Source organism: Oceanobacter sp. 4_MG-2023 (assembly GCF_030689165.1).
Classification (GTDB): domain Bacteria; phylum Pseudomonadota; class Gammaproteobacteria; order Pseudomonadales; family Oceanobacteraceae; genus Oceanobacter.
In genome coordinates, this window is sequence record NZ_JAUYVV010000026.1 from 1 (window position 1) to 13260 (window position 13260).

Genomic DNA, 13260 nt, shown 5'->3' on the forward strand with positions numbered 1-13260 from the left:
CAAACCGCTGCGACAGCGCATTGCCCTTGAACAGCTGATGCCAGCGCAGCACAACGTCCATATCGCTCCAGGCCTGAACCTGTCGGGTATCGATAAACAGCACCACATGGTAGTGATTCGACATCACTGCATAAGCCGCAACCTGGATGGCGAATATTTGCGGCAACGCCAGAATACGCTCTTCCAGCCAACCGCGGCGATGTTCGTAACTCTGGCCAGACACTGAATCTGTTCCACACAGATAAGCGCGACGTACACAGCGAGAAACACAGTGGTAATAAGGAGTGGCCTCAATCGAGACCTGTTGTTTACGAGGCTTGGGCATAGTCGAACTCCGTCCGTGAAGTTGATGATTTTCAATTATGACATCGCGACGCGGCAATGGAATCAGGCAAAAGTACTTGATCGATGGGTGTCCTGATAGTCCGGATTAGTGGGTGTCCTGATAGTCCGTCCTGATAGTCTGTATTAATAGTCTGCTTGATTGGTGGGTGTCCTAATAGTCTTTGGATCTGTGAGAATGAGCTGACACAGAACTTTAAACACCCCGCTGACAGCCCCTACGAACGAGAGCCTCTATATCACTTTGCTGTGTTTTATCACTTGAGTTGATTGTATTAAATCCAGAGCAAAAAGGTCCTTGGTATAGTCCGCATTCATATGGGTTGCCAGTGATTCCTGACTGGTAAAAATCTCCCATAAGATAAACTGGTTTGGCTTTTCGGCTGCTTTAAAAAACCTGAATTCAACACAGCCTGGCTCGTCGTTGGTGACTTTCTCGAACTCTGGCAACTGTTTTTCCAATGCTTCTGCACAACCGGTTCTGGCTTCAATAACAGCAGTCATTGCAATGTAATCTGACATATTCATTTTCCTGTTACTTCAAGAGATAAAAGCAGCTTATGTTCCAGTAAACACCGTATAAGCCAGCGGATAATCACATTTCAGCAAACCGATTTCTGCTTGCTGATGTACCTGTATAGCTTGTGCACCAGCGGGCAGGTAGTCCAGTGTCAGTATTGGGAAAAAGAATTGCGCAGGTGGTATATATCTTATCCTTGCGGCATTTACGTGGCCGCTGCTTGATTTTCCGTTAACTCAACTCCCGAGCCGCTCTGCCAGAAAATCCACCAACAGCCTGACCTTGGTCGACAGGTGGCGGCTGTGCGGATACAGCGCCCAGATCCCTTCGGCTTCCGGCTGGAATTGCGGCAAGAGCTCAACCAGTGCGCCACTGTCGATATGTTCCTTGACGTAATAATTCGGCAGCTGAACCAGACCTATGCCCTTGAGGGCTGCATCGACCAGCGCCAGGCCGCTGTTGGTGCGCAGGTTGCCGCTGACGCGAAGGATTTTTTCCCGGTTGTACTCTCGAAAACGCCAGTAATCGAGAGTGCCCAGCAAACAGTTGTGGTGTTGTAACTCCGAGAGCGAATGGGGCTCGCCCCGTTTGCTCAAGTACTCTGGCGAAGCACACAGATATTGCTGGCGAGTGGTCAGGCGGCGAGCCTTCATGGAGGAGTCTTCCAGCTTGCCCAGGCGAATGGCGAGGTCGTAACCGCCGTCAATCAGATCGAGTTTCTGGTTGGTCATCTGGCATTCAAGCTGCACCTGGGGATGCAGCAGCAGGAAGTCGTTGAGCAACAGGGAAATATGATTTTCACCATAGGTGAACGGTGCGGTCAGTCGTAACAGTCCGGTGGCTTTGTGGTTGAGGGAGTTAAGCGCTTGCTCGGCTTCTTCCAGGCCATCAAGCAAAGGCCGACAATGCTGATAATACAGTCGGCCGGCTTCCGTCACCGACACCTTGCGGGTGGTGCGGTGGAGCAATTCGCTGTTGAGTCGGGCTTCCAGTGCGGCAACCTGGCGGCTGACCTGAGCTACCGATAGTTTCAGCCGTTGGCTGGCCGCGGTAAAGCTGCTGGTTTCGGCCACGGCAACAAATTCTCTGACTCCTTCCCATTGCACCATTATTTCTACACCGTAAAGATAAATTGTTAATTGAGGGGATTATATCCATGTGGGGAAAAACTAGAATGGTGTTTTACAATAAATAAATCCTCAGCAGGAGAACAACATGACTGGATCCATCACATGCCGTGCCGCGATTGCCTGGGGCCCGAAAGAGCCTCTGAAGATTGAAGAAGTTGAAGTCGCTGCACCAAAAGCCGGTGAAGTGCGAGTAAAAATTGTCGCGACCGGTGTGTGTCACACCGATGCCTTCACGCTGTCTGGTGAAGATCCTGAAGGTATTTTCCCATCGATTCTGGGCCACGAAGGTGGTGGTATCGTTGAGTCTGTTGGTGAAGGCGTGACCAGCCTGAAAGTAGGCGACCATGTGATTCCGCTGTACACCGCCGAATGTGGCGAGTGCAAGTTCTGTAAATCCGGTAAAACCAACCTGTGTCAGGCTGTACGTGCCACACAAGGCCAGGGCCTGATGCCAGACGGCACCACGCGTTTCACTTGTAAGGGTGAGCCAATTTTCCATTACATGGGTTGCTCTACTTTTTCTGAGTACACTGTGCTGCCAGAAATCTCTCTGGCCAAAGTCAACCCGGATGCCCCGCTGGAAGAAGTGTGTCTGCTGGGTTGTGGTGTTACCACTGGCATGGGCGCAGTGATGAACACCGCCAAGGTCGAAGAAGGTGCCACCGTGGCTATTTTTGGCCTGGGCGGTATTGGTCTGTCGGCCATCATTGGTGCCACCATGGCCAAAGCCAGCCGTATCATTGGTGTGGATATCAATGAAAGCAAATACGAATTGGCGAAAAAACTGGGTGCAACCGATTGCATCAACCCGAAAGATTTCGACAAGCCGATTCAGGAAGTGATCGTTGACCTGACCGACGGTGGGGTGGATTACTCGTTCGAGTGTATCGGTAACGTCGATGTGATGCGTTCAGCGCTGGAATGCTGCCATAAAGGCTGGGGCGAATCCGTGATCATCGGTGTTGCCGGTGCCGGTCAGGAAATCTCTACCCGCCCATTCCAGCTGGTGACTGGCCGAGTCTGGCGCGGTTCAGCGTTTGGTGGCGTCAAGGGTCGTTCCGAGCTGCCGGAAATCGTTGAACGTTACATGGCTGGCGAATTTGCCCTGAACGACTTTATCACCCACACCATGCCACTGGATCAGATCAACGAAGCCTTTGACCTGATGCATGAAGGCAAATCAATCCGTTCCGTTATTCATTACTGAAACCCCTGATGCCAGATGGCGGAGGTCTGGCCTGGCCTGGCCAGCTTCGCCGTCGGCATTGCCGTTTAACCATTTGCATCTGACGTCTGCTGGCAGGCGTCTGACCTATCTGAAGGGGACTTCCATGGAAATGATTAGTCAGAACAAAAGCTTTGATGGCTGGCACAAGCAATATACGCATCGGTCGGAAGTACTGAACTGCGATATGCGCTTTGCGATTTATCTGCCGCCACAAGCGGTGCAGGGGCAAGATGTACCGGTGCTGTACTGGTTGTCGGGACTGACTTGTAGCGATGAAAACTTTATGCAAAAAGCCGGTGCCATGCGAGTGGCAGCGGAGTTGGGCATTGCGATTGTCGCACCGGATACCAGCCCGCGTGGTGAAGAGGTAGCCGATGCAGACCAGTACGACCTTGGTCAGGGGGCTGGTTTTTATGTCAATGCCACCCAGGAGCCTTGGAGCAAGCACTATCGCATGTACGATTATATCGTCAGCGAATTGCCCGCCCTGATCGAAGCGACTTTCCCGGTGACAGCCAAACGGGCAATTGCCGGTCACTCGATGGGTGGCCACGGGGCATTGACGATCGCCTTGAAAAATCCGGGTATGTTTTCATCTGTATCGGCATTCAGCCCTATTTGTAATCCGGTGAACTGCCCTTGGGGTCAGCAAGCCTTGACTGCTTATCTGGGTAAAGACCGTGAGTTGTGGAAGCAACACGATGCCAGTGAGCTGATGAAAAACCCAGCGGTGCGTATTCCAGCGCGAGTGGATCAGGGAGAGGCAGATAACTTTCTGGTGGAGCAATTAAAGCCAGAGACACTGACCGCTGCTGCAGAAGCAAGTGATTACCCACTGACATTGCAAATACATGCCGGTTACGATCACAGCTATTACTTTATTGCTTCATTTATTGAAGAGCACTTACGTTTTCATTATCGCCATTTCTGATATTGGCGCTCGGGTATTGGTTGGTACTTGCTTATCAATCACTGCTCAGGGGTAACAAGCAGAACATGGCTTGAGAGTCGAGAGTGGGGATACTGGCATCTGCGGATGGTCGTCGGATACCAGTATCGTCGTTGATCGCTCGCGCAGCCATCAGGCTGGTGTACCCGTCAGCTCCAGTCTCTAGCAGGCTGTTGATTTTATCCCTGATACCTACTGGCTTCGGCAAGGTTCCACACGATCACCCTTTACGATCCATCAAAACCCTGTTCGATCAGGCACTCACCCACATCGATTGGAAACTCAGCCTGATCTATTCCTCCGGAGCGTTTATTGAGAGCCTTGCTGCTGCAAATCCTCTTCAGTATTCGCAGCGAACGGCAGCTGGTCGCGCAGATTCAGTACAACATGCTCTATCGCTGGTTTGTCGGCCTGAGCATTGATCACTCCTTGATCTGATATGTATGGATATCCAGTAAAATTGAAAGTTGCCCAAACCAATGCGCGCTTTTTCAGAAGCCTTGCGCGCTTTCCCGGACGTTGTTATCGTCAAGGCATTGATACACGGAAAGTTGTTGCGCAGGTTGACAGATTAATACGCAAGGCACACGGGAACAGGAGTTAATGCGCATGCTCGCTTTCACAGAATGGACTGATCTGGAAATGGATTTTACTTCCTATCATTCAAGTAGTTACGGTGATTTCCCAGAAATCGGCTTGCCCAGAAACCGCGCATGCGCACTAATAAACTGTTAGGGAAACTAAAGGAGAAACCTACCATGAAAGAAATAATAGCCGCTGTTGTGGCACTTTTAATTGGGGCTGGTGGAGCCTACTTTTTCCAAAATGGAAAAATTAATAAGCTCGAAGAGAGAATTGACGCTCTCATCACAGGCCAAGTTCCTGCTTACGGAATTTTATCCAGAGTCAACAGGGTAGAATTAGAAAAATCAAGCAGTCCATTTACCTGTAAGCTACAAGATGGAGGGTTTCCAAAGTCTAAAGGGATTATTCGTTACTTTTGGGATTTTGAGTACGCATACGGAATTATCGTGCCACCCAATTACGATTGGAAAGTTGACGAATTAGGCAATGGCGTGGGAGAAGTTGTAGCGCCTAGCTTGCAGCAACTAAGACCTGCAAAGGTTGAGTTCAAAGATTTCGATGAAATCAACGAAGCTGACGGCGACCGCTGGGAGCGCATGTATTACGATGCACTTATAGTCGCAAAAGAGTGGGTGGAATATACGGGAGAATTCCGTCTAAAAGCAGATGAGAATTTATGGAATGATTCAAAATCATCATTAACAAATATGTTGCTTCCCTTGGTTAATCAAGCAAGAGAGTCTGCAAATAAGCCTAAATTTAACACTCTCAAGGTTGTATTTAATGGACAACCCGATTCTTTTGAGGCAAAAGCCCTTTTATTGCCAAAAGAGTGTAAACCAATACCAGGCGCTTAAAACCCCTAACAAAGCATTGCAGCGGACAAGCCGCTGCAATGCGGCGTTATATGCTAAAAATAATTACGTCTTAGAGAAAAACCATTCTTTATATTTTTCGCTAGAAACGTTTGGGTTATACCACTAATAAATTTTTCTTCTTGCACCTTTTTTAAAGGTAGAAAAATTATTATTTCAGTTTAAGCTGTGGTGTTGTAGCTCAAAATTTTATAGTTGGGTGCAATAATAACGGGTGCGCTTAAGTTTGTGCTGTGCTTGGTTTAACCTGCGCTGCATATAACAAGTCATTGCAAAGGACAAATAACAGTTGGTTTTTGCTCCTTCGTCGCTTATTTTAACCAGCTGATTATTTGCCTCTGAATGAGGCGTTATGTGGAGTATCTAGTGTGGCACTAAGTGAAAAAGAAATATTTGATGCTGATATTATATCTAATCATTATTCTGGTAAGTATTTCGAAGGTGAAGATCCACCTGATATTTATTTAGAATTTAACGGTGGTCGTGTAGGAATTGAGCTAACTGAGTTAAATGAAAACTTACAAGATAATAGAAAGTCAATTAATATGGCTTATCAGGGCTTATTATCCAATTTAAATATTCCCGACTTTAAGTTATATAAAGTCACAATTTATCATGCAAATTTAAAGCTTAATAAAAAAAGAAGAAAAGAAATAATTGATTTCTTAAAAACGGCTTTAAATGACGATAAAAAATGTATCGATGGTATTTTTGTTAAGCTCATTATTGAAGAGCAAGAAAATAAAAAAGGAAGAATATTTCCTTTCTGTATGCCATTAGATAAGTGCACTCGAGACATAAATAAAGTTGTTAAAAACCTAGCGTATGCTTCTATAGATAGTGTTTTTAAAGAAATTTTAGATAAAGCAATCGATACCAAAAAAGGTAAGTGTAAAGCTATCGCAGGCGATGTTTGGTTAGCTCTGAATGATAATTATACCTCGTGTTTCAATTTGTCTAGTATAGGAATTATTGATTTATATAATAAAGCTATGCTTGATATTGATTTCGGTATATTTAAAAAAATATTAATAATAAATGCGGATGGTAATTTAATTGAGTTCAATGCACAGGCCACATAACAAGGCAGTCAAATTGACATCTATTCCGTCGTTTGTTTTTAGTGGCGGTTGCTACGCTGCCACTAAAAACAACCAACTACATAGCTGCAATTTACTGCGGCGTTATGAATGGGGGCTATGAGTGACATTTGAGTGCAAAGAGACATGGTTGTTTATAAATAGCTTTGCCCCATGGCTATCGGCTGTTGGCACTGTCCTAATCTCGGGCGTCGCACTGTGGCTATCCGTTAGAGATCGAAAAGTTCAACTTAGAGCAACTCTCTCCTCGGTAGTAATTCCACAAGAGAATCCCCATGTGTTGAATTTTTTAGTTTACACGCTTTCATGCGTCAATGTAGGCCCACGCCAAGTCAGTGTGACGAATTACCACTGGAGGTACAGAAAATATCCCTTCTCAGGAAAGCTGAACTTCTGGACGTTTCCATACCTTGATCGTCGCGTCAGCCATATGTGCTCAAAGCTTCCAAAGCAGCTATCAGATGGGGAGCAAGTACTGATATTCCACCCTTCAGATTTCTTTGCGGAATTGGAAAAAAGGGAAGAGTTTCTGTTCGCTGACAACGCACTGACAGCGTTGTATCGGATAATGACTTTCAACCTTTATGTGGATACCAGCATTGGAAAGCCCGTAAAAGTAAAGGTGCGCTGGAAGTGGCGACTTAGTCTGTGGCGAGAATACAAAAATTTCATAACAAATGCAGGCAAGGGACGCTCCTGACGTCGCGCCCCTGCTGCAGGCGTGGAATTCACCAATGAGAGAGTTAGTCGAGTCAGATTTAAATGACTCACTTGACCACTACAGTCTGATAAACGGAAACGGGATGGATAATCCCGTTTTAAATGGAAAACCTGGCCAGAAAACAACCAAACAAGTGTGATTTATAAGGCGGAAGAGCTTCTATCAGCGAATCAGATACGAATTTCAACGGCCTGCTAGAGCACGATATCGTCAAAGCTGCTGACTACCGGGTGAGGTGATTGGGTTGGCAACTCGCCATCACGTACCAGCCAGCAAGTTTGCATGCCAGCGGCAGCGGCAGCGTCCAGTTCAGCTTTGATATCCGACAGAAACAGCACCTCGCGGCTATCCCGCTGTAACTGCTGGGCAATCGCCCGGTACGATGCAACTTGCTGTTTGCCGCCGACCGTGGTGTCGAAGTGGCCACGAAACAGTGGCAATAAATCACCATCTTGGCTATAGCCAAAAAACAGCTGCTGCGCTTTTACCGACCCGGATGAATACACGTACAGAGGAATGCCTGCCTGATGCCATTGTTTCAGGTTGGCGGTGGCATCCGGGTACATATGTGCGACGTAGTCACCGTTTTTGTAACCCGCTTCCCAGATCAACCCCTGCAATACCTTGAGTGGAGTGGCCTTGCGGTCAGTGGCGATCCACTCCAGCAGGGTATTGATCAGCGCATCGGTATCCGCACTGCTGATACCACTGCCGGGGGCTTCCTCTTCGAGTAGCTGCGCCGTAGCATGCAGCTGCTGCTGTACCAGAGGATCGTGCTGGTTGGCCCGTACGTAACCGGCCAGATGGCTGGCCGCGTAAGGAAACAGCACCTCTTTGACAAAGGCGATGGAAGAGGTGGTGCCTTCGATATCTGTAAGAATGGCAGTTACCGTCATGGTCAGTTTTCCAGGCGATTAAAACGGTCGGCAATGGGGTTACCGGTGTAATTGGCCACCCAGCCATCCGGGTTGTTAAACAGGCGAATAGCGATAAAACCGGGATTGTCACCCATATCAAACCAGTGTGGCGTATTGGCCGGTACACTGATCAGATCACCTTGCAGGCAGAGTACTTCGTACACCTTGTTATCGATATGCAGGCTGAACAGCCCTTCGCCAGCGACAAAAAAACGGACTTCATCTTCGCTGTGGCGGTGTTCCTGCAGAAATACCTGACGCAATTCGGCTTTTTTCGGGTTGTCAGTATTGAGGCTGACCACGTCGATGCTCTGATAGCCTTCTTCCTGTACCAGGCGGTCGATGTCTCTGGCGTAAGCGGCAATGACGTCTTCCTCGCTAGCGCCGGGCGTTAACTCGGTATCGGTGCTCCAGTGTTCAAAGCGTACACCCACCTGTTGCAGGCGTTCGCGAATGTGGGCGTGGGTGTCGGTCGTAAATAACAGTTGTGCGGTTTCGTGGTCCGGGTAAATTCGCAAGATGCTGCCGGGCTCTTCTTGCACCATATCCAACTCGGCGCGCATGTAGCCACTGCGTCGGGCGTGGGAGGGTTTACCATTATTCCAGGTACGGAGATCTTTACGAGTCAGGCTCTGACGAGTGATGTACCTTGGTTTTGGTGGACGTTTCATTGCTGCCTCAGTCGTTTGAGTTCCAGTTGATAGTCGAACAGGTGTTCCAGTGCTTCGAGGTGACGCATGCATTCGGCCAGATTCTGTCCCCAGGTATAAACCCCGTGACCACGAATCAGGTAGGCATGGCCTTGTTGGCTGGCTTGCATGCGCTGTTCAACCTGCTGCGCCAAACGGTGGATGTCCTGGTCGTTATCGAACACCGGAATCACCATTTGGCAGTGATGGCTGGTCTGGCCTGAAAAGGCTTTCAGCAGTTCCCAGCCGCTGAGTATCAGTTCACTGGTCGGGTGGATATGAGAGAGCACCACGGCGGCTTTGGAGTGAGTGTGTAACACGGCGCCAATGGCGGGGTCACGCTGATACAGTTGTGTGTGTAACAGGGTTTCGGCACTGGGCTTGCCTGCAGTCCAGGCCTGTCCTTGCCAGTCGACCGCCAGAATATCTGCCGGGGTCAATTCCCCCTTGTGCTTGCCCGAACTGGTCAGGGCACAGCCGTGCTCATTCAGGCGTACAGAGTAGTTGGAGCTGGTGGCCGGAGACCAGTCGCGATCGTATAGCTGTTTGCCATAACGACAGAGGTCAGAGGCGGCCAAACGGAAAGCTTCCGGATCAAATACAAGTGCCATGATACTCCTCGGCGATATTCTTGTCAGTGAGTTGCCAGCAGAGCAGCCACTGATGCAACCGATGGTTGATGAATCACACCACGCTCGGTCACGATGGCGTCGATCAACCCGGCCGGAGTAACGTCAAACGACGGGTTGATGGCCTGGCAGTCGTCCGGTGCAATCTGGATACCTTGCAGACGGGTTACTTCGGTCATCGGCCGTTGTTCAATCGGGATATCAGCACCGGATGGCAAGCTCAGGTCAAAGGTGGTGGAGGGGGCGACGACCATGAATTTCATGCCATGATGGCGGGCCAGTACTGCCAGGCTATAGGTACCAATCTTGTTGGCGACATCACCGTTGGCGGTAATGCGGTCAGCACCGACAATAACCCAGGCGGTATCGCCCTGTCGGAACAGCTGGGCGGCGGCCCCATCACACACCAGAGAGACCGGAATACCATCCTGCATCAGTTCCCAGGCGGTAAGACGCGCCCCCTGTAACCAGGGACGGGTTTCTCCGGCGTAGACATGGCGGATCTTGCCATCAGCCCAGGCACTGCGAATAACGCCCAGTGCGGTGCCATGGCCACCGGTTGCCAGTGCACCGGTATTACAGTGGGTGTACACCGTGGTCTGGTCGCCCAGTAATTCGCTACCCCATTGGCCCATGGTCAGGTTGGCCTGGATATCTTCCTCGTGAATCCGTCGTGCTTCGGCCAGAAGTTGCTGGCCGTTGGCGTTGGTCAGCGCGGCCATGCGCTCCAGTGCCCAGAACAGATTCACCGCCGTTGGCCGGGATTCGGCCAGTACCTGATACGCAATATCCAGATCGCGACCTGCCAGTGCATCCAGTGCGAAGCCATAAGCGGCAGTAATGCCAATTGCTGGCGCACCACGAACCACCATTGAACGAATGGCATCGGCGGCATCGGCGGCGGAGTGGCATTCAACCAGCTGATGTTGGTGGGGAAGGATGCGCTGATCGAGCAAATGCAGCGTCTGTTGCCGCCATTCAATGGCGACGACCTGAGAGTGTAGAGACATAAGCGTGGGTTATTCCAATGGGAACGACAGACCCTCGATACCCTCGAGTATGGCCTGTCTTAGAAGATATAAACCCGCACAGTTTAGCGCTAACCGTGGCAACTGTCGCGACCGGGACCGTGGCAATCGCCGGAAAAATACCTTCCGGCTGCGTCATGTCAGGACATAACGCAGCCGCTGATCAAAGTTTCGACTGCATGCAATGGAAGGCTTCAATCAGACCGCTGGTGGAGCTGTCAAAGGTATCCGGGATGGTATCGGATTCCAGGGCATCCAATACCTTGCTGCCGAGTTTTTTACCCAGTTCAACTCCCCACTGATCAAAGGAGTTCAACCCCCAGATCATGCCCTGGGCGGCCACCTTGTGCTCGTACAGGGCGATCAGGGCACCGACGCTTTGCGGCGTTGTTTTGGGGAAGTAGAGGGTATTGCTGGGGCGATTGCCGTTGATGGCTTTCTGCTTCGCCAGTGCCTTGGCCTCGGCATCTGTTTTGCCTTCGGTCATCAGTTCGGCGATGGCTTCCTGTTCTGTTTTGCCTTGCAGCAGCGCCTGGCTTTGACTGAGGCAGTTGGATACCAGCATGGCATGGAAGTTATCGATGGGGTTGTGACTGCACATCGGCATGATGAAGTCGCAAGGAGAAAAATGCGTGCCCTGATGCAGCAACTGGTGGAAGGCGTGCTGGCCATTGGTACCAACACCGCCCCAGATCACCGGGCCGGTATGGTAATCCACCGGTTGGCCGTCGAGAGTGACGGACTTGCCGTTACTTTCCATATCCAGCTGCTGTAAATGCGCGGGCAGGCTGCGCAAATAATGGTCGTAAGGCAGAATGGCGTGAGAATTGACACCAAAAAAATTGACGTACCAGATACCGAGCAAGGCCATGATAACGGGCATGTTCTGCGCCAGCGGCGCAGTACGGAAATGCTCATCCATATGGTGAGCGCCACGCAACATATCGCGGAAGTTGTCGATACCAATCGCCAGCGCCAGCGGCAGGCCAATGGCTGACCAGAGTGAATAACGGCCGCCGACCCAGTCCCACATCGGGAAGATGTTTTCTTCGGCGATACCAAATTCAATCGCTTTTTCAACGTTGGAAGAAACCGCCGCAAAATGCCGACACAAATACTTTTCACAGCCGCCATTGCTGAGAAACCACTGACGGCAAGCCAGAGCGTTTTTCAGGGTTTCCTGGGTGCCAAAGGATTTGGACTGGATAATAAACAGCGTCGTCGCCGGATTCAGATGTTTGAGAATCTCGGTGATATGGGTGCCGTCAATGTTGGCCAGGTAGTGCACATTCAGGCCGCTGTCGGAATACGGCTTGAGGGCATTGGACGCCAGTTTTGGCCCCAGAAATGACCCTCCGATGCCAATGGACACCACGTCGGTAAACGGCGCGTTATTGTAGCCGCGCCATTGGTTACGACGAATCTTCCAGCAGAATTCTTCCATTCGCCGTACTGTGTCGCGTACTTCCGGCATGATATCGGTGCCATCCACCATCACTGGCCGGTCACTGAAGTTACGCAGGGCGGTATGCAGGGCGGGGCGGTTTTCACTGCGGTTAATCGCTTCGCCTTCAAACATGGCGTTGATTTTGGCCGGTAACTGGCGTTCCTCCGCCAGTTGTAACAGGTGGCTCAGGGTCTCTTGGGTGACACGGTTTTTGGAGTAGTCGAGACTCAAACCGGCAGCGTTCAGATGAAAATCATCAAAGCGGTTCGGGTTGGCAGCGAACCAGTCAAGCATGTGCTGGTCTTTGATCTCGCCGTAATGGCGCTGCAGGGTTTTCCAGGTATCGGACTGGGTCAGGCTACTGGCCAGGGTCATAAAGCTTCCTTCAATGTCCATATGGTCTGTGAGGAGTATACGGAACTGCTTCATGGTCAGCAAAAAATCGCATAAGTACTTTGGTCGGCGTTATATCAACGGGAATAAGAGCCGGACAGAGAAGCAACAGCAGAGAAGCAACAGGGAAACAACAGAGAAGATGCCCATATCGAAGATAACGACACATAGGCGGTAGAGAGCAGCAGGGAAAAACACCGTGGCGGACAAATCGCCAGCAAAAGAATCGCCAGTAAAAGAATCGGCCACCACGGGAGGTGGCCGGGCAGGTCAGACGACCTGTACAGGAATATCGAAGCTGGTATGGCTGGCGGTGTTATCAGCGTTGATATACACCATTTTGGGTTTGTACGTTGCCAGTTCTGCTTCGTCAAAATTACCGAAGGTACAGATGATAATCCGATCACCAACGTCAGCCATGTGCGCGGCTGCCCCGTTCACTGAAATCATGCCAGAGCCGTCTTCCGCCCGAATGATATAGGTGGTGAAGCGTTTGCCGTTACTGATGTTGTAGATCTGGATCTGTTCGAATTCGCGCATACCGGCGAGATCCAACAGAGCGCCATCAATGGCGCAGGAACCTTCGTAATTAAGCACTGAGTGTGTCACACAGGCTTTGTGAAGTTTGGCTTTCAGCATAATGGATTGCATGGTAACCCCTTAAGAGTACTGCGGTTCGACGCACTTGGAACGACGCCGAAACCGGG

Annotated in this window: 12 protein-coding genes and 2 pseudogenes; 5 read left to right on the forward strand and 9 right to left on the reverse strand. The window is 50.2% G+C overall.

Features of this window, described 5'->3' with window-relative positions:
• The 3 genes and pseudogenes from Q8W24_RS14645 to Q8W24_RS14655 all read right to left on the reverse strand — a co-directional run.
• Positions 1-325, reverse strand: a pseudogene (locus Q8W24_RS14645) (transposase); the annotation flags it as partial.
• Positions 326-576: 251 nt separating this feature from the next.
• The gene (locus Q8W24_RS14650) at positions 577-864 is read right to left on the reverse strand and encodes a putative quinol monooxygenase (protein ID WP_305453086.1); all 288 of its coding nucleotides are present in this window, start codon (positions 862-864) and stop codon (positions 577-579) included.
• Between the two features lie 234 nt (positions 865-1098).
• Entirely contained in the window at positions 1099-1971 is an 873-nt protein-coding gene (locus tag Q8W24_RS14655) for a LysR family transcriptional regulator (RefSeq protein WP_303434217.1), read from the reverse strand.
• Positions 1972-2077: 106 nt separating this feature from the next.
• Here Q8W24_RS14655 and Q8W24_RS14660 point away from each other — a divergent pair, with 106 nt between their 5' ends.
• From Q8W24_RS14660 to Q8W24_RS14680, 5 genes and pseudogenes are all read left to right on the forward strand, one after another.
• Positions 2078-3199: an S-(hydroxymethyl)glutathione dehydrogenase/class III alcohol dehydrogenase gene (locus Q8W24_RS14660; protein WP_303434218.1), complete on the forward strand. Its 1122-nt coding sequence runs from the start codon at positions 2078-2080 to the stop codon at positions 3197-3199.
• Between the two features lie 124 nt (positions 3200-3323).
• Entirely contained in the window at positions 3324-4151 is an 828-nt protein-coding gene (gene fghA / locus Q8W24_RS14665) for an S-formylglutathione hydrolase (protein WP_305475787.1), read from the forward strand.
• Positions 4152-4339: 188 nt separating this feature from the next.
• Positions 4340-4592: pseudogene (locus Q8W24_RS14670) on the forward strand (transposase); the annotation flags it as partial.
• 335 nt (positions 4593-4927) lie between these two features.
• Positions 4928-5611, forward strand: a complete 684-nt coding sequence (locus tag Q8W24_RS14675; RefSeq protein ID WP_305475789.1) for a hypothetical protein — start codon at positions 4928-4930, stop codon at positions 5609-5611.
• 386 nt (positions 5612-5997) lie between these two features.
• Positions 5998-6711 carry a hypothetical protein gene (locus tag Q8W24_RS14680; protein ID WP_305475791.1) on the forward strand — a complete coding sequence of 238 codons (714 nt, stop codon included), beginning with the start codon at positions 5998-6000 and terminating at the stop codon, positions 6709-6711.
• A gap of 933 nt (positions 6712-7644) precedes the next feature.
• Here the strand turns inward: Q8W24_RS14680 and mtnC are convergent.
• From mtnC to panD, 6 genes are all read right to left on the reverse strand, one after another.
• Positions 7645-8346, reverse strand: coding sequence for an acireductone synthase (gene mtnC, locus Q8W24_RS14685; RefSeq protein WP_305415170.1), 702 nt, complete (start codon positions 8344-8346; stop codon positions 7645-7647).
• A gap of 2 nt (positions 8347-8348) precedes the next feature.
• The gene (locus Q8W24_RS14690; protein ID WP_305415252.1) at positions 8349-8912 is read right to left on the reverse strand and encodes an acireductone dioxygenase; all 564 of its coding nucleotides are present in this window, start codon (positions 8910-8912) and stop codon (positions 8349-8351) included.
• Positions 8913-9034: 122 nt separating this feature from the next.
• Positions 9035-9667 (reverse strand): methylthioribulose 1-phosphate dehydratase, encoded by a 633-nt coding sequence (locus Q8W24_RS14695; RefSeq protein WP_303434225.1) that lies wholly within the window; start codon positions 9665-9667, stop codon positions 9035-9037.
• 23 nt (positions 9668-9690) lie between these two features.
• The gene (gene mtnA, locus Q8W24_RS14700) at positions 9691-10695 is read right to left on the reverse strand and encodes an S-methyl-5-thioribose-1-phosphate isomerase (RefSeq protein ID WP_303434226.1); all 1005 of its coding nucleotides are present in this window, start codon (positions 10693-10695) and stop codon (positions 9691-9693) included.
• A 181-nt stretch (positions 10696-10876) separates the two neighbouring features.
• Positions 10877-12535, reverse strand: a complete 1659-nt coding sequence (gene pgi, locus Q8W24_RS14705) for a glucose-6-phosphate isomerase (RefSeq protein ID WP_303434227.1) — start codon at positions 12533-12535, stop codon at positions 10877-10879.
• Positions 12536-12823: 288 nt separating this feature from the next.
• Positions 12824-13204, reverse strand: a complete 381-nt coding sequence (panD, locus tag Q8W24_RS14710; protein WP_303434228.1) for an aspartate 1-decarboxylase — start codon at positions 13202-13204, stop codon at positions 12824-12826.
• Positions 13205-13260 lie beyond the last annotated feature (56 nt).